Consider the following 22,538-nt stretch of genomic DNA (forward strand, 5'->3'; position numbering starts at 1 on the left):
GAGCTTTCTTTAAATCAAATTAACCTTTTACAGAACCAGCTGCCATTCCCTCAACAATCTTATTGCTTAGGAATAAGAAGGTGAGCAGAATTGGAACAATACTGATGACTAAAGTGGCACCAATAGCACCCCAATCTGTTAAATATTGACCAACGAAGTTGTTAATTCCAACAGTCAATGTTTTCCACTGATCAGAACTAATGAATGTATTAACAAATACGAATTCATTCCAGTTGTAAATCATGTTAATGATCGCTGTTGTTGAAAGAACCGGTACGGTCATCGGGAGCGTAACTTGGAAGAAAATTCGGTGTACCGAGCATCCATCCATAACAGCCGCTTCTTCAATTTCACGAGGAAAAGCTTTATAAAAACCTAATAAAATCATAATAGTTAACGGTAAATTAAAGGTTGTTTGAGACAAGATAATCGATAATGGATTATCAATTAAACCTATATTGTTATAAAAATTAAACAATGGGATTAACGTTGAATGGAGCGGAATCATATATCCTATCATGAATAATCCAAGGACAAGTCCGCTTAATTTCCAGTGCATCCGAGTAATTGCAAATGTAACAAAGCTAGCCAGAATAACTGTTAGAAATACAGATAAAACAGTCATCCATACACTATTAAAAAAGTAAAGTCCAATATTTCCTTGAGTCCATACTTTCACATAGTTTCCCCATTGCGGGTCCTGCGGCAAGGAGAAAGGGGACATGCCAAATACTTCTTGATTGTTTTTTAATGAAAAGAAGACCAGCCAAATTAGTGGATAAATCTGAATAATGGCGAAAACGCTTAAAACTAAGTAAAGAAGGCCATATCCTAATTTGCTCCAGTAAGATTTCTTTGATCCTTCGGTCATAGAAAGGTTCGGTGTTGTTCGTCTTTCTCTCGCAAGCTCGCTCATCTTCATTCACTCCCCCTTTAATATTGAACATCATCATTAGATTTCGTTAATCTTGAAGTCAACCATGTCATTCCAAGACAAATGACCAATAAACCAAAGCCAATTGCACTTGCATAACCAAAATTGTTAAGTTCAAACGCTTCTTTGTACATATATGAAGCCATTACTTCACTCGCCCCATTTGGGCCTCCGCCAGTCATTACATAAATTAAATCAAAATACTTTAAGGAACCAACGACGGCAAGCATAATCGTAACTTTAAACACAGCTGAGATCATAGGTAACTTAATTTTAAATGCGATTTGAAGTGGAGTAGCACCATCAATTTTTGCAGCTTCGATAATTTCTTCTGGGACATTTTTCAAGGCTGCGTAATAAATAAGAATGTAAAAACCTGCATATTGCCAAACAATTGGAACGAAAATAGCATATAAGGCAGTACTTGGATCTGCCAGCCAAACTGGCGTATTTTCCACTCCAAACGTCTCAAGCAATTTATTTAACATCCCATTCGAAGGGTCAAAAATTTTCAACCAAAGCTGAGCAATGGCAACAGATGATAATAGCATGGGAATTAAGTAAATCTTTCTGAATAAATCTGAACCTTTTATTTTACTAACTAAAACGAGTGAAACAGCTAAATAAAATAGTAAGCTAACCGCGGAGAAAAGCCCTAACAAGAAAGAATGGCCTGCACTAGCCCAGAACTTTTCATCTTTCATCAAGTTTATATAGTTTTCTAACCCGATAAACTGCATTTGACCTATTCCAGTCCAATCCATTAGACCGTAATATCCTGATAAAGCAATAGGAACATAAACTAGAACGAGAAGAAGAAGTAAAGCTGGGAGTGTATAAAGGGTAATAATGTATTTATTGGACATAACGTTTCTCATGTTTTTATTCCACTACCTTTCTATGAAGAAGAGGACATATTCAGCAATATGCCCTCTCTATTACAATTTTTATTTCTCCTCAGCAGCAAGAGCCTCTTCTTGAGCTTTAGCGAATTCTTTAGGGGATACCTCGCCGCCATATAATGCCTGAATCTGATTCAAGTGAACATCTGCTACCCTAGCAGACATTTGAACATCTGCATATAATGTAATATTTGAAGCATTTCCTAAATCGTTAAGAATATCAATGTACATTTGAGCAAGTTCTGTATTAGAAGTATCCACTTTTGTAGCTGGAATAACACCGGCTTCTGTTACGGAGCGCTTACCCCACTCTTGAACTAAGTATGAAACAAAATCTTTTGTTTCATCTTTCACTTTAGAAGCTTCAGATACAAACAAACCAACTCCAGGTCCACCAACAAAGCTATCGATGTTTCCTTTTCCGCCTTCATACGCAGGGAATTTGAAGTAACCAACTTTATCTTTAAATTCCTGTGCAACATCAGGGCTTGTTGTATAGTTTGGCAATTCCCAAGTACCCATCATATACATAGCTGCCTGCTCGTTCATAAAGTAACCTTTTGCTTCATCATTTGAAAATCCGTTATACCCTTTAACGAATGCACCCATATCAACCAGTTTTTTGATTTCCTGACCAGCTTTCACCAAAGCTGGATCTTCAAAGCTGCCTGTACGATTAATTGCTTTATTTAAAGTTTCAGGTCCGCCAATACGATCGGCAAGATACATATACCACATAGAACCTGTCCAGCGGTCTTTGTTTCCTACTGTAATTGGAGTAACCTTGTTATCCGCAAGGGTTTCAACTACGTTTAAAAATTCATCATATGTTTTTGGTACTTCAAGGTTATACTTTTTAAAGATTTCCTTATTGTAATAAACAGGTGCGATGTTCAATTCAAGAGGTAATCCGTAAGTCTTACTATCCATTTGAAAAGCCTCGAGAGTACCTGGAACAAATTGCTCTTTAAGCCCGCCATCAAGAACATCATCTAATGGTGCAAGCATATTACCTTCTACGAATGGCTGCATATAACCAGCTGCCCAAGTGATCCCAAGGTCTGGAAGCTCATTAGATGCTGACAAAACCTTGATTTTTTCTTTGTATTGTTCATTTGCTAAAATTTCTGTTTGGATATCTATATCAGGATGTTCTTTTTCATAAGTCTTGATAATGTCATCCACAATGGTATACTGTGCCTTTGCACTTCCTTCAGGCCATAAATGCATCATTTTGACAACTGTTTTGTCACCGCCAGAACTACTTGAATCCTCCGATGTACTAGAGGAGGATGAACAACCTCCTAAAACCAACCCGCCTACTAATGCCAAAGAAGCCACGGTAGAAAACGCTTTCTTCTTCATGCAGCACAACCCCCTTAATGTGTGTTTGTCTATCCTTGCAACTAAGTCTAGTTTACCATCGGGAATATAATAAAAAAAGGAACTGTGATTAGGAAAAATACTACTATTTTTAGAAAGCCCTTTCATTGTATGTTTTTCGGTATGCGCTTGGTGTCATCCCCTCAATTTCCTTAAAGATTTTAATAAAGTATTTAGAAGTCTTATAGCCGGCCTCTTCAGCAATTTCATTTATCGGAAGATTGGTTGTAATCACTAATTCCTTTGCACGCTGAATTCTGCGTCTTGTAACATATTCACTAAAATTCATATTCACTTGCTCCTTGAACAACACGCTAAAATAACTCGGATTTAAATGAACGTGGGCAGCAACGTCTTTTAGGGTGAATTCATCCTTTAAATGCTGGTCAATATAGCTAATAGCCTTGCGAATGGTACCTTTGGATGAATCCATTTTGTTGTTGGCATCGACTATTTTTTCATCCACTACTTTTTCGATCATCCCAGCCCGTACTTGCTTTTCCATAATCTTAACGGCTTCTTCAACCGCTTCTATCAGCTTCTTTTTTCCTATCGGTTTTAAAAGATAATTCACTACACCGAGTCTTAACGCTTCCTGAGCATACTCAAACTCGGAGTAAGCGGAAATAATAATGACCACTGGAGATATACCTTTTTCTTTCAAAGTTTTTAATAGTTGTAAACCAGTCATTTCGGGCATCCGGATATCGGAAAGCAAAATATGAATCTTTTTGTCCTCCGCAATCCGGAGGACATCCTCACCGCTTTCCGCAGTGAGGACGGTAAATTCACCATTATTCCAATTTTCCAGCGTTCTTTGCAAACCTTGTCTTGTTCTTGGTTCATCATCAACGATTATGATATTTCTAGAATACATTTTATTCCCCTCCATCAATCGGTAGTTCAAACGAAATCCTTGTCCCTTCGTTTACTTTACTCTCAATCAAAAGGTCTGAATGTAAAATCCCTTTGTAATATAGCTGCAGGCGCTTGTAGACATTCGAAATAGCCATTCCTTTCCCGGTCGCGGAGGATGTCCCGCCAGTTTTCATGGCTTGAATGATCCATTCAAGCCGCTCTTTATCCATCCCGGAGCCATCATCTTGTACAGAGATGCGAATCCGTTCTTTATCTTCTCGTTTCACTGGTTCAACTGTTACGGAAATTTGGCATTTTCCTGCTTTTTTTCCGGCTCCATGCAAGGTTGCATTTTCTACCAAAGGCTGTATGATCAGTTTTGGTATTCTTACAAACTCATATTCTGCAGGAACAGAGACATGCCATTGTAATCTTTCATCAAAACGCATTTTCATAATTTCCATATAGTCACCGATATGCTTGATTTCGTCTTTTAAGAACACCCAATCGTCATCGGTTTCTTTTGTAATGGTATAACGAAATAAATCGGACATGGCTACAACAAGTTCAGCCAGCTCTTCCTCGTCCTTTTCTTCAAGTGACCAATGAAGCGCATCCAATGTATTAAAGAGAAAATGCGGGTTTATTTGTGCCTGAAGCGCTTTTAATTCACTTTGGCTGCGTAAAATCTCTTTTTGATAAACCATCTGGATCAAATGATTGGTTTCTTTTACAAGCTGATTATACGTACTGTTTAATTCAATAATTTCATTTACCGAAGAAATATCCGGATTCAGTGTTAATGAACCTTCTCCGGCACGCTGCATGGTTTTCGTTAACCTTACTATTGGTCTTGTAATGATTGTTGAAAGGAAAAAGGAACTAATGGTAAAAATAAATACGCCAACAACTCCCGAAAAAATAATTCCTGTTCGGATCCCTGACATTCCTTCCGTTAGTTCACTTACGGGGGTTAAAATAAGAACGGTCCAGCCTGTTAGGCCAGATGATTGCTTTGTCACCATATAATCCCGTTGATTTAATTCAATAATGCTTTCATCGTTTTCAATAATGCTCGTTATATCTCCCGTGAAATTTTGGATAATCGGTTTTTCGTATTGATCTAACAAAATGGAGTATTGATCGTTTTCATACTTTTCATTTGCAAAGTTAAAATGATCGCGGTTAATACTAATTAAAAGATAACCACCATTGCTATACTGTCGCTCTATTAAATTGACTCTGCGGATGGCCAGAAAGTAATTTTTATCATGAGGGTCTTCACCGATCCAAACCATTCTTCCTCTTGCTCGATTCGCTTCTTCAATCCACCTGCTGCCAATTCGGTTTTTTAACTCATCTTCATCAAGGGGAAGAACGCGCTGATGCTTTCCAGAAAAAAGTTGAAAGGAAAAGATTCCATCTGTATTTCCCATAATTCTATTAATATGTCCCATTAATTTTTGACGGTCGTTAAAGGTTACTTGTTTTCCTTCATAGACATTCGTTAAAACACGCTGGACTTCTTCATCCGTGATTACAAGCTTTGAATTCATATTGATTTGCTCGTAAAGGGATTCAATTCGGCCGTTTGCTTCAATGGCTACTTGCTGAATTTGTTTTTCCGCATTATTTTTCAACAAAGAGGAAACTTGTCTCAACGTAAGGAGACTGACAATCAATAAAACTATGATCATAACAAGTAAAAAAATAAACAAAATCTGGTTGCGTAATGTATTCCATTTTTTTAGTTGCTTCCGCATTGATGGTTCGCCTTTCTATAGTAAAATAATATCCAATTTTTATTAGGAACTAAAAAAGAACAGGAGCTTAGTCTAGGGCTATTTTATCATATTTTCGGAAATGTTTAAATTCTTAGTTTATTTAGTGGATAAACTAAGTTTGATGCTGTTATAATTAATTTGAGGTCAGGCCAGCAGGCTGCGAAAAATATGAAAGCCCTTACTTATTTTCCTGACTAGTAAACTAGAGTAAAGGGGGGAAGCTAGAGTTTTTTCAGGTTTTATAAAATACTAACATACTTTGAAAAAAAGGGGAGAAAAAATCATGTTAAAAGTATTGCGTAAACCACTTATTTCTGGATTAGCTTTAGCGATAGTATTACCTGCTGGATTATCCAGTGTTTCTGCAGCTGAAAATCAACCAGTTAGTGCAGTAGATGCAGCGGTTGAACTTGATGAAAGATATGCAAAATCATTCGATATTGGTGCAGCCGTTGAGCCTTCCATGCTTCAAGGAAAAGATGCTGAAGTATTAAAGCGCCATTATAATAGCCTTGTGGCCGAGAATGTAATGAAGCCGATTAATATACAGCCTGAAGAAGGAAAGTTCACTTTTGAAGAAATGGATAAAATTGTTGAGTTTGCAAAAGAAAATAATATGAAGCTTCGCGGCCATACCCTTATTTGGCACAGCCAGGTACCGGAGTGGTTTTTCCTTGATGAAGAAGGAAATAAGATGGTAGATGAAACAGATCCAAAGCAGCGTGAAAAAAATAAAAAGCTTTTACTTAAGCGTTTAGAAACTCATGTTAAAACCATTGTCAAGCGTTATAAAAATGATATCAGCTCTTGGGATGTGGTCAACGAGGTAGTTGATGATAATGGGGAATTACGTAATTCACCTTGGTATCAAATCACAGGTACTGATTATATCAAGGTTGCTTTTGAAACAGCGGACCGTTATGCAGGGAAAGACGCTAAGCTTTATATCAATGACTACAACACAGAAATAGACCCTAAAAGAGAAACCTTATACAATCTTGTCAAGGAATTAGTGGAGGATGGAGTTCCAATTGATGGAGTGGGACATCAGGCTCACATCCAAATCGGCTGGCCAGCTATAGCGGAAATCGAGAAAACCATTAACATGTTTGCAGACCTTGGCCTGGACAACCAAATTACAGAACTAGATGTTAGTCTTTACGGTTGGCCGCCAAAACCAGCTTACCCAACTTATGACGAAATTCCAGCAAGCGAATTCGATCGTCAAGCCGCTCATTACGATGAACTATTCAAGTTATACGAGAAATTGGATGATAAAATTAGCAGTGTGACATTCTGGGGCGTTGCTGACAACCATACATGGTTAAATGACCGTGCAGAACAATATAATGACGGGGTAGGCGCAGACGCACCATTTGTTTTCGATAAAGATTACAATGTCAAACCAGCTTATTGGGCTATCATCGATGAAGAAAGCTAAAGCCGTTGGGAATGGAGGCCATTGGATCGGTGCATGGCCAGCCAGTCAAGCAGGCTGAATTAATCAATCTTTCCGGTTCCGGGAAGCCATTGAATAGAAAGCCAGGTGTGGATCAGTAAGATAATGAATCTCTTTTCGTTATTGAACTGCATATAATTCCTTTCGTACTATAATTGTTCACACCCGCTTAGTTTGGGAAGGCGACAAACTAAGCGGGTTAAATTAGGTTTTTGTTATTTCTTTCCATTTTTCGAATGTAGAAAGGATGAATGTTAATGATAAGAATATTGGGCATTGTTTTTTCCTTCTTGTTACTACTCGTTTCTAACACGGATTATATGTCAACAGCAAGCGCAAAACAATCACAAAACGTTGAAATTCCTGTCTTACTATATCATGTTGTAAAGCCTGACCCTGACCCGAACAATCCATATCAATTTAGCCTTGAAGAATTTGAAAAACATATGGCTTATCTTCATGAGAATGGCTATCGGACCTTAACGATGAAGCAATATTTCAACATCCTCGATAAAAAAGCAGCAATGCCAGAAAAGCCTATCCTGCTAACATTTGATGATAATTCCAATGATTTTTATCCTTATGTTTATCCAGTCTTACAGAAATACGGGATGAAGGCAACTCAATTTACTGTTTCAGATTGGGTAAATGGCAGCTGGAATATGACATCAAACGAGATCTTAGCTGTAATGGAAAATGGTATTGATATCCAAAATCATTCGGTATCATATCCTTTCCTTGCTGATTTAAGCAGAGAACAGCAATACGAAGAAATAAATGATACAACGACCGCTCTTAAAGAGTTAACAGGCAGGGAGACAAATGTCTTTGCTTATCCTTATGGAAATTATAATGCGGATACAATTTCTATTCTGGAAGAATTAGGGTTTAAAGGAGCTTTTAAAGTAGGCGGCGGGCTCAGTACAGACCAGAGCGACCGATATGAATTACCTCGTATTATGATTCTTCAAAACCACACTTTAGATGACTTTATTAGAATGGTTAAAACAGGATATTAGACACATTTTCTTTAAGGATTATAAAAAAAGGTACATTGTTAAAAAATGAGGCTGACTCAAAAGGTCGTTGATTTACGACTCTTTTGAGTCAGTTTTTTGTTGTGTAATAATTTTCGATGAGAAATTCACATTCATATTGAAATATAAGGGCAAGTATATTGAAATCTATCAGATTTTACTGAAAGAGTACCCCTGCTTCCATACTTAATGGGAAACTGAAATCGATGAACGTATTTTTCCAGGTAGGAAATAACCTTTGATCTTGCCGGGTATCGGTCTGCTTTGCCAGGGAACTTCATACCGGGCAGGGACGAAAAGCCAGCTGGTGAGAACAGCTTCAGCAAATCATAATAGGTGGACCAGGAGCTGTGATCCTGTAAACCCTGTAAACCCTGTTTCAGAATTAAAAACTGAAGACCTGCTTTTTGCAAATAGTAACCAACTGCTAAGCCGGATTGTCCTGTATAGATCACAATGATACCCAACATACGCTCTTACAGGGTCATTCCTCTTAAAAATATTTTGCTATATGTAGCGTATTGAAAAGAAGCATTTTGTAATCAATTAATCAATTTTTTTGATAAAAGTATGTACTTATATAAGTATATTATTATATACTGATACCGGAATGGGGGGATCATACATGAATGTCGATACAAAGTTAGATGTGCAGGAAGTATCCCAAATCATGAAGCTGCTTGGTGATAAGACGCGCCTGACCATGATGAAAATGCTTCAATCGCAGGATTTCTGTGTATGTGAGTTTGTTGAACTTTTTAACATGAGCCAGCCAGCTATCAGCCAGCATTTGCGCAAGCTAAAGGACATTGGATTGGTAAAGGAAAGCCGGAAAAGACAGTGGATTTTCTACTCCTTTAACCGGGACCATGACTGTGCTTTTTTGGTCGAAGATTTATTAAAGCATCTTCCAGACCAAAGAGAACGATTAGCTGAACTGGAAGCGCAGGGATTGCGTATTTCCTGTGACTAGAAAGGAGTAAGAGGTTTGTTTTCTATTATTGCAGCATCCATTATTTTTCTCGTGACGCTCATCTTTGTCATCTGGCAGCCGAAAGGGTTATCTATTGGCTGGTCAGCCTGTGTAGGTGCTGTAGTTGCTTTACTGGCAGGGGTGGTAGACTTTGGAGACGTCATCGATGTAACATCGATTGTTTGGAATGCCACATTGGCGTTTATTGCAATCATTATTATTTCTCTCATCCTCGATGAAATTGGTTTCTTTGAATGGTCGGCTCTACATATGGCCCGCATGGCCAAAGGAAACGGCGTCAGAATGTTTGTATATGTATCTATACTGGGCGCTCTAGTTGCGGCTTTCTTTGCGAATGATGGGGCGGCACTTATTTTAACGCCGATTGTACTGGCAATGGTCCGAAACCTGAAATTTGAGGAAAAGATGGTGTTTCCTTTTATCATCGCTAGTGGATTTATTGCCGATACAACGGCACTGCCATTAGTCGTCAGCAACCTTGTAAATATCGTTTCAGCCGACTACTTTAACATTGGATTTGCGGAGTACGCATCCCGGATGGTTGTACCGAACTTATTTTCATTAATAGCCAGCATCACGGTGTTGTATCTTTATTTCCGCAAAAACATCCCGAAACAGTATGACATGTCCATGTTAAAAGAACCGGATGAAGCGATCAAAGATCATAAGATGTTTCGCTTGTCCTGGCTTGTGCTGGGCATCCTGCTGATTGGTTATTTCGCCAGTGAGTTTCTGGACGTTCCGGTATCCATTATTGCCAGCATCGTCGCTGTGTTCTTTTTGGCGATGGCACGAAAAAGCCCGGCTGTTCACACGAAAAACGTCATTAAAGGCGCACCGTGGGCAATTGTCTTTTTCTCGATTGGCATGTATGTAGTCGTTTACGGACTGCGCAATGCCGGTTTAACATCGGTTCTGGCAGATGCCATTCAAGCAACGGCAGAACAGGGTCTATTCGCTGCCACAATCGGTATGGGCTTTATCGCTGCTATTCTATCGTCGATCATGAATAACATGCCAACTGTCATGATCAATGCATTGGCGATCTCTGATACGGCTACATCCCCAATGATCAGGGAAGCCTTAATTTATGCGAACGTTGTTGGCTCAGACTTAGGTCCAAAGATTACGCCAATTGGATCACTTGCTACACTATTGTGGCTTCACGTCCTTAGTTTGAAAGGCGTAAAAATTTCATGGGGTACTTATTTTAAAACAGGTATCATCTTAACCATTCCAACCTTGTTTATCACGCTGGTTGGCTTATATGTATGGTTATTATTGATTCATTAATCTAACTAATCGAATGTAAAAGGAGAACATGATTATGTCTAAAAAAACAATCTACTTCCTATGCACAGGCAACTCTTGCCGCAGCCAGATGGCAGAAGGATGGGCGAAAAAACATTTAGGTGATGAGTGGGAAGTGAAAAGTGCCGGATTAGAAGCACATGGATTAAACCCAAATGCGGTAAAAGCCATGAAAGAAGCAGGCATTGATATTTCAAACCAAACATCAGATGTGATTGATCCTGAAATTCTAAACAATGCGGAATTAATCGTTACATTATGCGGGCATGCGGCGGACAACTGCCCGGTAACACCGTCTCACATTAAGCGTGTTCACTGGGGATTTGATGATCCTGCAAAAGCAGAAGGAACAGAAGAAGAAAAATGGGCATTCTTCCAGCGTGTTCGCGATGAAATCGGTGAGCGTATCGAACGTTTTGCAAAAACAGGCGAATAATAGAAAAGAAAAAGCCGTGAGACATTCTCGCGGCTTTTTCTATCCTCTCCTTATAGGTACATGATTATATATGGAGTATAGAAGCTGTATGACAATTAAGAAAATTGAATAAAAATTAGCGCCTAGCTCCTTCAAAACCTTTGATTTAGTGGGGTTAGGCGCTAAGGTTTCTATTCTCTCTGTTCTTCTATATATATCTTCATTATATCGATTGCCGCTTCTTATTTATCATCACCCATATCCATTCTCTTTTTTTATAGTGATTTTGCCACAATCATGCTGTTATTTTTCCCATATGATAATAATGAGCAATAACGTGAATGATCTGGCTCTTTACGATGTTATACGGTTAAAAATGTTTTTGCAAAGAATAGGCGCCACTTTCTTATTTAAAGAAAAACAATCCCTTTATCTGTAAAACAATATGTATTCACCAAAAGAGCACAGAAATTAAAAAGAAGGAAGATGGAAAACATGCGATTTTATCCTCCGAATCCAAGACCAAGACCATTTGACCCGTTTTTCGGACCATTTCCATCCAATCGAAGATCATTTCATCGATATTCCAGTCTCATCTATCAGGATCCGAGATATTTTTCACAAGGTCTGACTCAAATACCTCCTCAGGGAGCTCCAATTCCCCCTCAGAGACCTGGTATATTGGGGAGTTTTTTACAGGGGCTGACTCAAGGACCTTCTCTGGGATTTGTTCCTTCACCGCAGATACCAGGTATACCGGGGAGTACCAACCAAGTACCGTCTCAAGAAGAAGCTGCGTCTCCTCTGCAGACTGATCTTTTAGAAAATGCTGATCAATTGCCGACTCAGGCGGGAGCTAGTGATCCGCCACAGACACCTGGCATGTGGGAAAATATAAATCAAATGCTTACGTACGCCGAGGAATTATCCAGAGGAATAGAGACCTTTAGAAAGATAGGCTTAGTTTTCACTAAAAGTTAAGGGTCAGTAAGGTATGAGATAAAACAGTAATAATCCACCGGCAACAACTCCAATTAAAAAGTTATTAAGCACAGGTACACTTTTGTTGTTGATAAGGCAGCCACACTCAAAGGTTTCCGAAGCAAGCGAGAGATGGAAACCTTTGATCATGATGTGCGAAAAATGGTGTACCTTGAAACAACGAAGAAAGAAGCGGAAGCCGTATTTACAAAACGAATGAACGATGAAGCATTAACTGAGCAGGACATTCTCCGCTACCGCTCATTCCTATTAAAAGAGCTCGGTAAAATGTACGCCGAAAAAGAGTGGGTCATGCAGCTTCATATAGGCGCGATGCGTAATAACGATACACCGATGAAAGAAAAAATTGGCCCGGAAGCCGGATTTGATTCGCCCGGAGACGGCGATATAGCAGAAGGGCTGTCACGATTCCTTTGATGCATTGGAAACAGACGAAAGCCTGCCAGGAACAGTCCTATTTAAAAAGACAATCCTGTGCTTGCGGGCATGACTGGCAACTTTTCTGAAGCAGGTGTGCCGGGGAAAATTCAATTTGGTTCCGCGTGGTGGTTTAACGATCATATAGACGGGATGGAGCAGCAGATGGTTTGTGCGCCGACGAAAATTGCGCCGACTCTTGCAAACGATCGAGAAGCGATTAAAGCCGCCATTAAAACGTGCAACATTCTAGATTTCACCAAGGTAAAAATGGTCCGCATTAAAAACACACTTGAAATCGGTGAAATTGAAGTGTCGGCAGCATTGCATGATTATGTGAAAAACCATCCGCAGCTTGAAGTTCTAACCGAATCGGCGGAATGGATATTTGACAAAGATGGCAATTTAACGAAGTAACGAAGGAGAAAAAGTAAATACACTATTTGATTTGAGCGGAAAAACAGTGGTTGCAATTGGCGGGAGACGCTTGTGAGCCGAAACCTTGAGAAAGCAAATCAGCTCGTTGAAGAAATTGAGGAAAGTGGCCGTGAAGCGAAGGCATTTCAAGCAGATGTCATATCCAGAGAAGCACTCGAACAAGCCGCTGCGATATTGAAGCATGGAAAAGAACTAGCCTTGCTATGCATCGCATAGATTAAAGAAAAGGCGGGCAGATAGCTCAAAGATAGTAGATTCTTAAAAAGAACGGATGAAACTGTATTTCACTCTGTCCAATAACGGATAACACTCAAAACCGATTGATTCCTTAGAGATGAGATCGGTTTTTTGTGTTTACAAAGCAAATAGGTTCGATCATTAAAGGCGTGTTTATCTCTTTAGGTAGGGGCGCTTTCGGCAGGAAAGGGTATTTTTAAAATGGAAAAAGCACTTGTTTTTCCTTAGGAACAGAAGTCATTGATCTGGGCATCGCTGTGCTTTCTTTAAAATGATACTCATTACTTCATGCTCCTTTCAATAAAAGTTTAAAGCCCTAAAGGCTAATAAACACAAATCATTTAAATTTCTGTTTAATAGGACAAAAAAATATAACGTAGGGTCAAGTTTTGTCCCTGTTGATTAAAAATCAAAAATATTATTTTGACATCCCTTAATTTACCCAAAAAGTTTAAAGTCTCTAACATGAAATTTTATTTTGGTTAGCTGAGTAAATTCAAAGGAAATCAGACCAGAGAGCGGTTTTATGCTTGGAAAACCTTGATAATATAAAGTTTTTTAAATGAGCCCTTCTTATCTATTTAAAAAGAAAAAGGGTTTCTCATTTATAGAAAACAGATGTAAAATAAATAAAGTGGGAATTTTTTGTCCCAATCACTTGATTCATCCTCTAATTTGTATTATGATAAATTCAAATAAAAAACGCTTTCAAAAAAGCTGGGAGGAATACACAATGGGTACTATCGTTTGTCAAACTTGTCTAGAAACTATGGAACATTTCGAAGAAGAAAAGGTAACATTGTTGTATGCAGATTGCGGTTGCGGCCATGAAAATGGCAGCAATGAATAACCAGTTTAAAATTAAAATTTTACCACTATAAAATAGGCTGCATAAATCTGCCCGGATGAATGAATTCATCCGGGCAGATTTATGTTATCGAATTTGAGTGAGTTGGTGAATTTTTAAAAGAAACCGATTCATATGATCTACGATCCAGTACCTATGCTAGCATAGGTACTTAACAAAAGTGTACTTGAGCAAAAGTGTATATTCGCTCAAGTACACTTTTGTTAGTATGGGATTTATTCATCTCCAAAGCCTCTTCTAATATTTTAATAATTCCCACGACAATATTTTAAATTCTCTTGCTTGCCTGTATGTTCTCCTTTATTATGCAGCCAATCCTTTATATTCACTGAAAGGGAAACCGGCAGCAATTCCTTTGCTCTTTGTAAGACAAAGGCTAGAAAATTTTCCGACAATGAAGAGAAAGTAAATTATTTAAAAGTTGGACTGTATCTGAAAACTTTCTATAAAAATCCAAATAAGATAAAAGAAAACCCTGAAATGGGAATGATTATTAATCACACAATAAAAAAATTTATTTATATTATCAGAATATAATGTATAATAAAATAATTGAAAATAGATTGAAAAGGTGGTTTGTAAGAATTTACTAGCAAGAATTAGTACAGTAGCAGGTAATACTTTTATCTACTGGGTTCTCCTATTCACGGCTTTAGCCATGATGTTTCCGGGCGGTTTTACCTGGATCGCTCCTTACATCCCCATCCTGCTTGGAATTATTATGTTTGGGATGGGATTAACGTTATCTGTAGAAGATTTCAAAGCCGTATTTAAACAACCTCTCGCGGTGTTTGTAGGGGTTGCGGCCCAATATATCATAATGCCGGGTATAGCTTACCTTTTGGCCGTTGGGTTGAAACTCCCTCCTGAAGTAGCCGTTGGTGTTATATTGGTCGGTTGCTGCCCTGGAGGAACAGCATCTAATGTAATGGCGTATCTGGCAAGAGCAAATGTGGCTCTGTCAGTTGCTGTTTCATCGGTTGCAACCTTAGTATCACCTATTCTAACTCCTGCTCTTATTTATTTATTAGCTAGCCAGTGGCTTCCTGTGTCAGGAAAAGATATGCTTCTCTCAACGGTTCAAATTGTCCTTCTTCCTATTATTCTTGGTATCGTCTTCAAATGGGTCTTAAAGGACAAGGCAGAAGAAGGAGCGAAAATCCTGCCGCTTGTTTCTGTAATTGGAATCGTTGGTGTCATTTCAGCAGTCGTGGCCGGTAATAAAGATAATATCTTAGATTCAGGTTTAGCAATCCTTGGTATGGTTGTTATACACAATTTTGTTGGTTTGGCCTTAGGCTTCCTTATTTCAAAGTGGTGCAAATTTCCGTATGCCGATCAGAAAGCTATCTCAATTGAGGTCGGGATGCAAAATTCAGGGCTTGCTGCAGCACTAGCTACTGCTCACTTCTCTCCACTCACGGCTGTTCCAAGTGCGATCTTCTCAGTGTGGCATAATATTTCTGGACCGTTGATTGCCACTTACTGGGCGAAAAAGGCTGTAAAAAAAGAGAAAATGAAGCAGGCGAATCATAAGAAGCAGGTCTCTTAAAACATTGAGATAGAAATCTTTAGTGCTTAACTTCTAAAAAGGATGTTATTTAATACCGTTATATCAATAAAAAATAATCGACCTGAAAGAGCCTTGCTACATGATTTTGTAGCAAGGCTCTAGCTGTTTTTAATCTAAAATCAAACGATTTTATTCTCTGTATACACAAAATCTTCTAAGATCAGTCCCATGAGCTCATCGTTGGATGAACCAGCCATGCAGTTCAGGTATGCCCTGCATCCGGGTTAAATAGGCCTTCTATTCTTGTTCTGGATTAAGCACCGGCAATATCCCAGCATGCCCGGTTATAGACTTGACTACCATGTCTTTTACAATCGATTCAAATGCATCGCTAAAATACCATTCATTATTATCTGGGTTCTCCTGCTAATCAACATAAACTTGGGGCAATGATCTATCAGCCAATTCCTTCTGGTATACTATTTACTATTCTTGCACTGCTTTTCACCTTTAGAGACCGTAAATAGTCGTTGTTTTTAATGTGCCATAATACGGTAGATCTGAAACACTGTTGTAGCAACGAATAAGAGGAACATAAGCTTAATCATTTGGATTTTCCTCTTTCGTGGCATCGGATAATTCAATATGTACAATCCGATCAGGCCTTTTCTTGTCGCCAGCTATAAAGTCGATATCATATTTTTTATCTTCCATAAGAAAGGAATCTTTATAGTCGTCCCAGTAAAGCTCTCGTCTTACACCATTGGGCTGCCTAAAAACCAAAATCACATCATTCTTAATCTCTGTTTTCTTCACGTATGTCATATTGTTTAATGTTCTTATACTATAACTTTTTTTATCGTAACTGCAGCCGGTAGTAAGGAGTAGAATTGCTCCTATCCATAAGATTATTTTCTTCATCATATTTCCCTCATTTAATCGATTCTTAATTTCCTGCATCTATTTGTACGGATTACCTCATCAAAGGAGCAGTAAAACCTAAATATAGATGTATTTTCGAATCCATTTATACTTTATGCTTCATCCATACTCTCACTATCGTATTCACAATCATAATATTCAATGAGGATAATTTTATTTGAGAGCTATTGGGTTTTAAAAACAAAGCCTATATATATTCTTTTTAGAAAATATGCACATAGAACGATTAAAAGACCGCTGTATCATTCACATGAAGTAAGAGAGCATCATCATAAACCATTATCTCTATCAAAAGTGGGATTGATTTCAAAGCTTACTAGAATCAAGACGCGAATTAGCTTGAAAGGGTGCAGAACTTCTAGTAATGCCTATTGCATGGCCGTTGGAATCTATCGGTGCTGATCCGGACGTTCTTTTTACGAATTGTTCGATTGGGTGAGAGCTGCTGAAAATAGCTGCTGGTTTATTTCATCAAATATTGTAGGGATAACAACGATCAGGCCTATTTAGGATGCAGCAAATCGTTGCACCGGGGAGAGATGTTAAAAAGTCAACGGGCTACCATGAAGGAATTGTTTTTGCAGAAGTAGATATGAGGTGCGAAATTTTAAGAGCTCGGACTGAAGACCACTTGGGGGGTATAATGTTAAAGACAGGAGACCGCATGCTTAAAAAAACAGGGGAAACAAATATGAATGTAATTTCTAGGGGAAAATCTTTAATAGAACAAGAGAAATATCTTCTCTTCCAAGTACCAAAGACGGTCCAAAGAAAATGTCCATCTAAGGCGTTTTCTTGGGCTGCCTATTCAATTTCAGGTAATGAGCAGGCGGTTATGGTTGCTGGTGATAAAAATCTGCGTAAAATCTCTTTTTTCCGTATGAACTTCCATAGAGGTTTATGCAAACAACATTACCAATATGAAGATGTATCATTACAGGGCTGAGAAAAGTAAATTTGGCATTACTAAAACAATCGTAATGCTTTTTTTCTGCGAGTAACGCGCAGGTTAGTTTAAGTATAGAAGTTACCGAGGATAATAAGAAAACCCACTCTTCATTTCTATAAGAAAATTGGGTTTTCATTTATTTATAATCAAAGAAATCTAGTAGTTCTTTAAATATCAAATTTAACATTACCGATCCATTTCACGAACTCAGGATCTCTATGTGAAAAGAACACGCTCTCTTTCGTATCCAACGTAGCAATGGTCTCTATATCTTCCTGGCTTAATTCAAAGTCAAAGATATCGAAGTTTTCAATGATTCGTTCCTTATGAACAGATTTTGGAATCACCACTACTTCTTTTTGTGTCAACCAGCGTAAAATCACCTGAGCAACGGATTTATTATACTTTTTGGCAACTGATGCTAAAACTTCATTTTGGAACATGTTATTTCTTCCTTCAGCAAATGGACCCCAGGACATGATCTGAACATTGTTCTCTTTCATCAGGTTATGACTTTCTATTTGTTGGCAGAAAGGATGCGTTTCAACCTGATTTACTGCCGGAACTACTTCGTTATGGGTGATTAAATCAACCAGGCGGTCCGGATAGAAGTTGCTAACGCCAATTGCTCTAATTTTACCCTCACGATACAATTCCTCCATAGCACGCCAGGAACCATATACATCCCCAAATGGCTGATGAATTAAATATAAATCTATATAATCCACTTGTAGTCGTTCCAATGACTTTGCGAATGCTTTCTTTGCACTCTCGTAACCAGCGTCCTGAATCCAAAGTTTTGTCGTAATAAATATTTCTTCTCTTGGCACGCCACTTCGTTTGATTGCTTTTCCAACCGCTTCTTCATTCATGTAAGCCGCAGCTGTATCAATCAAGCGATAGCCTGCGGTAAGGGCATCGTAAACGGATTGTTCACATTGATTGGCGTCTTCAATCTGATAAACACCAAAGCCAATTATCGGCATCTCCACACCATTGTTTAAGATTACTTTTTGCATGTTCAATTCTCCTATCCTTTATTTTCGCCCTTTATATCCTTTGTGATAGATATTCACAACTTCAGTACACTTGGGCTATTATGAGGCTATCACCTTCGAGTAACACGAAGTCAATAGGTTTCGAACAATTTAAAAACGGCACAAATTACAATTCAAACTGAAGGCTGCCATTTTCTTATCTTCATTTCCTCTAACATGTAAAGTGTTTTCCACCAGCTTTACTCAGCAGTTTCGGTCAACTAGTAAATACATTAGGAAAAAAAGAGTTCACGATTATGTATAAAGTCATCATGAGCTCTTTTGTTTTTATTTAAAACAACCGTAGTCATAACTTTACAGTTTTGAAGAAGCTTATTTTAAAAACAAAAAAAGCTCATGATTATGAACCAGATAATCGCGAGCTTTTTTATACTTGTACTGAAATTATGAATGCAGTGTTTCATGGGGGATATGGTTTTTGTTTTTTGTCCACTTTCCAGGATTCATGTCATCCGAAGCCACTTGATTGATAATGTCAAGATAGTGGCTTGCTTTGTCTTCCATAAATTTGGCTATTCGTTTAGCTTCCTCCAACTGAGCCAGAGCAACGGCTTTTTGTTCCAAAATGATTTCGTAGCGTTGCGGAATGGTAGCGTCTCCTTCCAAACACAAATCTATATAGGCTTTAACGGCTTCAACTGACATACCAGCCTGTCTCAGATTTTTCACACCCCTAAGCCAATTGATGGATTCGTCATCAAAAAGACGAATATTGTTTTTGTCACGCTGTACACTCGGAACTAATCCCTTATCTGTGTAATAGCGAACGGAGTGTTCGGTCAGATCAAGCAGCCTGGCCGCTTCTTTTACAGTATACATTTGTAAGTCCTCCCCGAAAAAAATGGTTTTTAATTATTCGAAACCCTTGACTTCGAGTTACTCGAAGATGGTAACCTCATCATAGTCTAAGGATACGGAAGTTGTAAACCCATCAATGAGTAGGGGAAATGGCTTGGTAACACAGCGGAATAAAGCACGGATAAACCAATCTAATGAAAGTAGGGAATGTATTTGTATGGATAAGCAAAATAATTTACTGACATTAATATTGACCATAGGAGTTTTCGGTATCCTCACTACTGAAATGGGGGTTATTGGGATACTGCCCTTAATTGCTGATCACTTTCAAATCAGCGTATCCCAAGCAGGGCTGTTAGTGAGTCTCTTTGCCCTTGCTGTTGCCGTTTCCGGCCCCATTATGCCGTTATTGTTTTCGGGTATAAACCGCAAGGCGGTTATGCTGCTTGTACTTGGCATTTTCGTTGTAGGCAATGTTGTCTCCATGTTTGCATCAAGCTTTACCGTTTTGCTTATTGCTCGTGTGATTCCAGCCATTTTCCATCCAGTTTATTGTTCATTGGCTTTGACAGTAGCCGCTGCATCTGTCAGCCAGGAAGAAGCTCCAAGAGCTGTTTCTAAAGTAATTTTGGGAGTAACTGCAGGTATGATACTGGGTGTGCCAATTACCAATTATATTGCTGGGGCCACTTCTTTAGAAATGGCGATGTTATTCTTTGCTATCGTTAACGCAGTTGCATTCATAGCTACATTGGTATTTGTTCCATCTATGCCTGTTACAGAAAGACTTTCTTATGGAGCTCAAGTAAGCGTATTGAAAAAACCTCTTGCTTGGCTGGCTATTGCGACTGTCATATTTATAGGTTCTGCCATTTCAAGTATTAATACTTTTATTGCAGAATATCTTGAAACCGTTACGAATGTATCGGGGAACACCTTAACTTTGGCGTTACTTATATTAGGCCTAGCCAGTTTAGTTGGAAACCTTGTAGGCGGCAGGTTACTTACGAGAAATGCCATGAAAACGGCAATAGCTTTTCCAGTTGTATTGGGAATCGTTCATCTATTGTCATTCCTTACGGGGACCTCTGTTGGACCTATGATGATTACGATTTTGTTATGGGGAATCTTATTTGCTATAGGAAATAATGTTAGCCAATATTGGATTACCTCTGCGGCTCCAGAAGCTCCTGATTTCGCAAATGGATTGTTTTTATCATGTGGTAATTTAGGGGTCACAATTGGTACAGCAGTAGGTGGATTATTTATATCAGGGATGGGTGTACAATACATCGTATTAGGTGGAGTAGTGTTCTTGATATTAAGTCTAATATCTATTTTACTGAGAAGTTACTTGTATAATCCTGCAAAAAAACAACTTACTAACTAAGGTATAAAGCAGGCTTAAATAACTGGAGTCTATGAAATACATGAAAAGTGCAAGGTAAATCACGAAAATCGTGAAATACTTGCGCTTTTCTTTTCATTATAAAAGGGAGATATTACAATGACTGAAAAAAATGCAGGAAAGGGTAGGTTCCCGAGTGAATCAATCAATGACAAGTTTACCGAATCCATTCAAGAAGCAGACAAATCTGCTTTAGTTGTGGGTGCGTCGCTTTCTGGACTAATGGCAGGGATTACTCTTGCGCGGGCTGGATTCATTGTGACAATTTTAGAGAGAGCTGCAGAAGAACGGCGTAGCGGCGCTGGTCTTCAAGTTGACAGTGGAGAAATTGACCGAAATAAAACAGCGAAATTCTTGAGAAACCTTGCTTCAGGTGGAATGAGGTCTGTTGAGGCTTGGTCATCTATAGAGTTTCGACTGCGAACAGAAGCTAAAGCCGATCCTAGAATTGACCTGCGTTATGATACTCGCGTTCAAACTGTTAATCAGGACAGCGACTCTGCTTGGATTGTGACGGATAAAGGGGAGACATTTCGCGGAGATATTTTGATTGGTGCTGACGGTCATCGCAGTGTTGTGCGTCGTCATGTTGCACCGCGCAAACCGAACGCAACTTTTGCAGGATACTTGATATGGGTAGCTATTCTAGGTGAGACTGACATACCTGAAGAACATCGGCCTAGCCTTTACGCCCCGAAGTTTACTATGCCAGATGGTATTGGTGACTTTTTACTCGGTTCTATTATTGCTGGAGAAGACGGTTCCTATGATTTAGGAGATCGACGATTGGCGTGGGCTTGGTACGATAACACTCGAAATGACTTGTTACGTCGTCTTGGGTGTGTAGAAGGAAACGTTGTGCGGCATTCGCTTAATGCTCCTGACATTCCAGAACAGACACTGATTGAGCTGGCTGAACAAGCTTCTGTTAGATGGCCTCAGCCATGGCTAGCCGCGACTCTTCATAGCATTCAAACACGTAACCTTATAGGAATACCAATAGCCGAATACCTTCCTGACAATCTTGTGAGAGGGCGTATAGCATTGGTTGGAGATGCTGCCCATGTACTTACACCCCTAACGGCAAAGGGATTTAATACTTCATTACAAGATGCTGCTACTTTGGCAGAATGTGTGGCAAAGGGGATACAAGGAACTGCGGCAGCTGGGGCTCTTTCGGAATATGAGTCTCGCCGTTTAAAGATTGTACGTGAGATTGTGGAATCTGGACAATCTTTCAGTCGCTCTTTTGGGCGATAAATATAGATATTTTAAATGTATGAATACGATACCGAAAAAGAAGCAAAAGCTGCTTTTGAAAAGATAAGAGAGTATAAGATCCTTTCTGAAGTTATTTATTACAATGACATTCCTCTAGCCTCACAACTACGTTAGTTGGAGTGTTTCTAGAATTTTGTCGTAGATGGAAAGCTTATAACAATTTTTTGTTCAAGGGAGATATTGTCTCTAACCCAATTAAAAAAATATATATCAAACTCCAGTATGTTTTGAAAACAAGGAGATTGCCTCTTTTTCTGGATAAAACAGGATGATAAATTAGAAGTTTAATGAAATAAAGTAAGACTTATGCAATCGATCAAAATATAAAAGGTAAAGGAAAGCCCTATAAGTCATAGGGCTTTCCTTTTTTTGATTCTTGACAATATTCTCATCATTTTCTGATTTTTTTATTATTTTCCTCTAATTTAAGTACCGTAAAGTAAAAGTAAGCCTAAATTAAAGGGTAATGCTCAGAACCTGCCTTTTTATTTAGCCTTTAGCAGGATAATTACTGTTAATTTTTTGAATGGAGAGAAAAAACGAAAATGAG

At 38.6% G+C, this 22,538-nt stretch carries 19 protein-coding genes and 1 pseudogene; 12 read left to right on the forward strand and 8 right to left on the reverse strand.

The window, feature by feature from the left end; genetic code table 11:
- Positions 1 to 19: 19 nt before the first annotated feature.
- The 5 genes from M3221_RS17430 to M3221_RS17450 all read right to left on the reverse strand — a co-directional run bounded on the left by M3221_RS17430 (position 20) and on the right by M3221_RS17450 (position 5,840).
- Complete coding sequence (locus M3221_RS17430; RefSeq protein ID WP_251273058.1) at positions 20 to 871, reverse strand: carbohydrate ABC transporter permease; 852 nt, start codon at positions 869 to 871, stop codon at positions 20 to 22.
- Between the two features lie 62 nt (positions 872 to 933).
- Positions 934 to 1,812, reverse strand: a complete 879-nt coding sequence (locus tag M3221_RS17435) for a carbohydrate ABC transporter permease (protein ID WP_251272999.1) — start codon at positions 1,810 to 1,812, stop codon at positions 934 to 936.
- A gap of 69 nt (positions 1,813 to 1,881) precedes the next feature.
- Complete coding sequence (locus M3221_RS17440) at positions 1,882 to 3,201, reverse strand: extracellular solute-binding protein (protein WP_251273000.1); 1,320 nt, start codon at positions 3,199 to 3,201, stop codon at positions 1,882 to 1,884.
- Between the two features lie 109 nt (positions 3,202 to 3,310).
- Positions 3,311 to 4,096, reverse strand: coding sequence for a response regulator transcription factor (locus tag M3221_RS17445; protein WP_251273059.1), 786 nt, complete (start codon positions 4,094 to 4,096; stop codon positions 3,311 to 3,313).
- 1 nt (position 4,097) lies between these two features.
- Positions 4,098 to 5,840, reverse strand: a complete 1,743-nt coding sequence (locus M3221_RS17450) for a sensor histidine kinase (protein ID WP_251273001.1) — start codon at positions 5,838 to 5,840, stop codon at positions 4,098 to 4,100.
- Positions 5,841 to 6,144: 304 nt separating this feature from the next.
- On the opposite strand from M3221_RS17450, the gene M3221_RS17455 reads away from it, so the two are divergent.
- From M3221_RS17455 to M3221_RS17495, 9 genes and pseudogenes are all read left to right on the forward strand, one after another.
- Complete coding sequence (locus M3221_RS17455) at positions 6,145 to 7,302, forward strand: endo-1,4-beta-xylanase (protein ID WP_251273002.1); 1,158 nt, start codon at positions 6,145 to 6,147, stop codon at positions 7,300 to 7,302.
- Between the two features lie 275 nt (positions 7,303 to 7,577).
- Positions 7,578 to 8,339 (forward strand): polysaccharide deacetylase family protein, encoded by a 762-nt coding sequence (locus M3221_RS17460; RefSeq protein ID WP_251273003.1) that lies wholly within the window; start codon positions 7,578 to 7,580, stop codon positions 8,337 to 8,339.
- Between the two features lie 643 nt (positions 8,340 to 8,982).
- Complete coding sequence (locus M3221_RS17465) at positions 8,983 to 9,330, forward strand: ArsR/SmtB family transcription factor (protein ID WP_251273004.1); 348 nt, start codon at positions 8,983 to 8,985, stop codon at positions 9,328 to 9,330.
- 15 nt (positions 9,331 to 9,345) lie between these two features.
- Positions 9,346 to 10,644 (forward strand): arsenic transporter, encoded by a 1,299-nt coding sequence (locus M3221_RS17470; RefSeq protein ID WP_285881076.1) that lies wholly within the window; start codon positions 9,346 to 9,348, stop codon positions 10,642 to 10,644.
- A gap of 34 nt (positions 10,645 to 10,678) precedes the next feature.
- Positions 10,679 to 11,098: an arsenate reductase (thioredoxin) gene (gene arsC / locus M3221_RS17475; RefSeq protein WP_251273005.1), complete on the forward strand. Its 420-nt coding sequence runs from the start codon at positions 10,679 to 10,681 to the stop codon at positions 11,096 to 11,098.
- 1,092 nt (positions 11,099 to 12,190) lie between these two features.
- Positions 12,191 to 12,655: pseudogene (locus M3221_RS27090) on the forward strand (glucuronate isomerase); the annotation flags it as partial.
- 330 nt (positions 12,656 to 12,985) lie between these two features.
- Positions 12,986 to 13,150: a hypothetical protein gene (locus M3221_RS17485; protein ID WP_251273006.1), complete on the forward strand. Its 165-nt coding sequence runs from the start codon at positions 12,986 to 12,988 to the stop codon at positions 13,148 to 13,150.
- 754 nt (positions 13,151 to 13,904) lie between these two features.
- The gene (locus M3221_RS17490) at positions 13,905 to 14,021 is read left to right on the forward strand and encodes a GapA-binding peptide SR1P (protein ID WP_251273007.1); all 117 of its coding nucleotides are present in this window, start codon (positions 13,905 to 13,907) and stop codon (positions 14,019 to 14,021) included.
- 589 nt (positions 14,022 to 14,610) lie between these two features.
- Entirely contained in the window at positions 14,611 to 15,591 is a 981-nt protein-coding gene (locus M3221_RS17495; protein ID WP_251273008.1) for a bile acid:sodium symporter family protein, read from the forward strand.
- A gap of 561 nt (positions 15,592 to 16,152) precedes the next feature.
- Here the strand turns inward: M3221_RS17495 and M3221_RS17500 are convergent.
- On the reverse strand, positions 16,153 to 16,473 hold the full coding sequence (locus M3221_RS17500) for a hypothetical protein (RefSeq protein WP_251273009.1): 321 nt from the start codon (positions 16,471 to 16,473) through the stop codon (positions 16,153 to 16,155).
- Between the two features lie 532 nt (positions 16,474 to 17,005).
- Between M3221_RS17500 and M3221_RS17505 the strand changes: the two genes are divergently transcribed.
- Positions 17,006 to 17,440 (forward strand): hypothetical protein, encoded by a 435-nt coding sequence (locus tag M3221_RS17505; protein ID WP_251273010.1) that lies wholly within the window; start codon positions 17,006 to 17,008, stop codon positions 17,438 to 17,440.
- A gap of 170 nt (positions 17,441 to 17,610) precedes the next feature.
- Here M3221_RS17505 and M3221_RS17510 read toward each other — a convergent pair whose 3' ends face one another.
- Positions 17,611 to 18,462 carry an aldo/keto reductase gene (locus tag M3221_RS17510; protein ID WP_251273011.1) on the reverse strand — a complete coding sequence of 284 codons (852 nt, stop codon included), beginning with the start codon at positions 18,460 to 18,462 and terminating at the stop codon, positions 17,611 to 17,613.
- 423 nt (positions 18,463 to 18,885) lie between these two features.
- Positions 18,886 to 19,320: a MerR family transcriptional regulator gene (locus M3221_RS17515; protein WP_251273012.1), complete on the reverse strand. Its 435-nt coding sequence runs from the start codon at positions 19,318 to 19,320 to the stop codon at positions 18,886 to 18,888.
- Positions 19,321 to 19,516: 196 nt separating this feature from the next.
- Between M3221_RS17515 and M3221_RS17520 the strand changes: the two genes are divergently transcribed.
- Positions 19,517 to 20,689, forward strand: coding sequence for an MFS transporter (locus M3221_RS17520; protein ID WP_251273013.1), 1,173 nt, complete (start codon positions 19,517 to 19,519; stop codon positions 20,687 to 20,689).
- Between the two features lie 117 nt (positions 20,690 to 20,806).
- Positions 20,807 to 21,967, forward strand: a complete 1,161-nt coding sequence (locus tag M3221_RS17525; protein WP_251273014.1) for an FAD-dependent monooxygenase — start codon at positions 20,807 to 20,809, stop codon at positions 21,965 to 21,967.
- Positions 21,968 to 22,538 lie beyond the last annotated feature (571 nt).

This window comes from Domibacillus indicus, from assembly GCF_023715895.1.
Taxonomy (GTDB): Bacteria; Bacillota; Bacilli; order Bacillales; family Domibacillaceae; genus Domibacillus; species Domibacillus indicus_A.

Bases quoted from the DNA above. Each gene is read 5' to 3' on its own strand.
- M3221_RS17430 (WP_251273058.1), bottom strand. From the start codon at position 871: ATGACCGAAGGATCAAAGAAATCTTACTGGAGCAAATTAGGATATGGC.
- M3221_RS17435 (WP_251272999.1), bottom strand. From the start codon at position 1,812: ATGAGAAACGTTATGTCCAATAAATACATTATTACCCTTTATACACTC.
- M3221_RS17440 (WP_251273000.1), bottom strand. From the start codon at position 3,201: ATGAAGAAGAAAGCGTTTTCTACCGTGGCTTCTTTGGCATTAGTAGGC.
- M3221_RS17445 (WP_251273059.1), bottom strand. From the start codon at position 4,096: ATGTATTCTAGAAATATCATAATCGTTGATGATGAACCAAGAACAAGA.
- M3221_RS17450 (WP_251273001.1), bottom strand. From the start codon at position 5,840: ATGCGGAAGCAACTAAAAAAATGGAATACATTACGCAACCAGATTTTG.
- M3221_RS17455 (WP_251273002.1), top strand. From the start codon at position 6,145: ATGTTAAAAGTATTGCGTAAACCACTTATTTCTGGATTAGCTTTAGCG.
- M3221_RS17460 (WP_251273003.1), top strand. From the start codon at position 7,578: ATGATAAGAATATTGGGCATTGTTTTTTCCTTCTTGTTACTACTCGTT.
- M3221_RS17465 (WP_251273004.1), top strand. From the start codon at position 8,983: ATGAATGTCGATACAAAGTTAGATGTGCAGGAAGTATCCCAAATCATG.
- arsC (WP_251273005.1), top strand. From the start codon at position 10,679: ATGTCTAAAAAAACAATCTACTTCCTATGCACAGGCAACTCTTGCCGC.
- M3221_RS17490 (WP_251273007.1), top strand. From the start codon at position 13,905: ATGGGTACTATCGTTTGTCAAACTTGTCTAGAAACTATGGAACATTTC.
- M3221_RS17500 (WP_251273009.1), bottom strand. From the start codon at position 16,473: ATGAAGAAAATAATCTTATGGATAGGAGCAATTCTACTCCTTACTACC.
- M3221_RS17505 (WP_251273010.1), top strand. From the start codon at position 17,006: ATGCAGCAAATCGTTGCACCGGGGAGAGATGTTAAAAAGTCAACGGGC.
- M3221_RS17510 (WP_251273011.1), bottom strand. From the start codon at position 18,462: ATGCAAAAAGTAATCTTAAACAATGGTGTGGAGATGCCGATAATTGGC.
- M3221_RS17515 (WP_251273012.1), bottom strand. From the start codon at position 19,320: ATGTATACTGTAAAAGAAGCGGCCAGGCTGCTTGATCTGACCGAACAC.
- M3221_RS17520 (WP_251273013.1), top strand. From the start codon at position 19,517: ATGGATAAGCAAAATAATTTACTGACATTAATATTGACCATAGGAGTT.
- M3221_RS17525 (WP_251273014.1), top strand. From the start codon at position 20,807: ATGACTGAAAAAAATGCAGGAAAGGGTAGGTTCCCGAGTGAATCAATC.